This is a genomic window from Curvibacter sp. EU05-FHT14A10 (assembly GCF_058791075.1).
Map to the genome: position 1 here is coordinate 1 of NZ_JBYTDE010000041.1, position 1911 is coordinate 1911.

The 1911-nt window shown below is 59.1% G+C and carries 1 protein-coding gene; it reads left to right on the top strand.

Annotation, left to right across the window (positions count from 1 at the left end; genetic code table 11):
• The first annotated feature begins 156 nt into the window (after positions 1 to 156).
• Entirely contained in the window at positions 157 to 1848 is a 1692-nt protein-coding gene (locus tag AC3WUT_RS30105) for an IS1634 family transposase (protein ID WP_492350746.1), read from the top strand.
• Positions 1849 to 1911 lie beyond the last annotated feature (63 nt).

Here is a 1911-nt window from a genome sequence, read left to right on the forward strand (position 1 = left end):
CCGGAGTTCGACACGTTTTGCCTCATTTGGCCTGTTTTAGGCACCCTGGCCTATATGAATCAACGGCTTATCTGCTGTTTTTTGAATTTCTTTGTAGTGTAAACATTTCATGTCCTGGGTAGCACCCGATGCGTCGTCTTCCGCTACACTCCAAACATGTTCGTCAAGCTTGCCCGCAGCCGTGGTCACACCTACGCCCAGATCGTGGAATCCTTCCGCGACGCCAATGGGCAACCACGTCAGCGCAACCTGCTCACCCTGGGACGCGTCGACGAGAACGATGGCCAGGTGGACAAGGTTCTGCAGGCCCTGCTCAAGGCCCGTGGACATGGCCCCACCGACACGGCCACCCCGCAATTGCAGTTCGAATCCGCCCTGGCGCTGGGCGATGTGTGGGCGCTGGATCAACTCTGGCGCGAGATCGGCTTTGATTGCCTGGCTGGCGTCTTTCGCCAGGCCCGCTACACCTCCCCGGTTGAGCATGCCATTCGCGTGATGGTCTTCAACCGCCTGTGTGACGCCGACTCCAAGCTGGGCACACTGCGCTGGCTCCAGACGGTCTCAATGCCGGGTGTGGAACCCTCCAAGATCACCCATCAACACCTGCTTCGCAGCATGGATGCGCTCATGGATCATCAAGGCGCGGTCGATGATTGTGTCGCCCATCTGCTGCGGCCCCTGATTGATGATGAACTGTCAGTGGTGTTCTATGACTTGACCACCGTGCGTTGTGAAGGCCACAGCGTTCAAGACGGTGACGTGCGCCACTTCGGCATGTCCAAAGAGGGCACCGTGGCTCGCCAGTTCATGCTGGGCGTGGTTCAAACGGCCGATGGGATGCCGATCTACCACGAGGTGTTCGACGGCAACACGGCTGAGGCCCCCACCATGATGCCCACTGTGCGCAAGGTGTTGGCCCGCTATCCCCACATTCAGCGGCTGGTGATGGTGGCCGACAGGGGCTTGTTGTCCATCGACAATCTTGACGAACTGGCCTCCATCACCTTGCCCAGCGGCAAGCCGCTGGAGTTCATCCTGGCCGTGCCGGGGCGGCGATACAACGAGTTCGTTGAGTTGCTCCAGCCTGTGCATGAGGCCGCAGCAGAAGAGACTGGCGAGACCATTGCACAAGCCTCTTGGCAAGGCCATCGCTTGATCGTGGCACACGACCCCGCGCGAGCGCAGGAGCAAACGGCGCTGCGTGCCAAGCGCATGGCAAGCTTGCTGACACGGGCAGAACAACTGGCCAGCAAACTCGATGGACAAGACGCGGGAGAAGTTCACCGGGGCCGCAAGCTCAGCGATTCGGGTGCCAAGGCGCGCTTCTTCCATGAGGTGGCCGAAGCGCATCTGTCCAAGATCATCAAGGTCGATCTGAAGTCGGACCTGTTCACTTACGACATTGACGCCAAGGCTTTGGCCCGCGCGCAAATGATGGACGGTAAGCTGTTGCTGGTCACCAATGTGGCCGATCTGGGCCCCGAGCAAATCGTGCGGCGCTACAAAAGCCTGGCCGATATTGAGCGTGGCTTCAAGGTGCTGAAGTCGGAAATTGAAATTGCACCGGTGTATCACCGGCTGCCCGAGAGAATTCGAGCCCATGCCAGCATCTGCTTCATGGCCCTGATCCTGTACCGGGTGATGCGTCAGCGCTTGAAGGCGGCAGGCCAGGGGGTCTCACCGGAGACGGCCTTGGCGCAATTGCGAAGGATTCAACGCCAAAGTGTCTCCATCAACCAAGGTGCGCCCATCAGCGGCATCTCCAACATCAACCGCGAGCAGGCCGAACTGTTCTCGGCGCTGAACCTCAGAAAGCCCGTACCAGACACGCAATTGCCCCTGTTGTAGTGGAAATATTCAAGCGGTTTCTAATGAAATCAAGCACTTGCCGCACTTCGTGTCGAACTCGGG

Coding starts and splice junctions, on each gene's coding strand:
- AC3WUT_RS30105 (WP_492350746.1), top strand. CDS start 157: ATGTTCGTCAAGCTTGCCCGCAGCCGTGGTCACACCTACGCCCAGATC.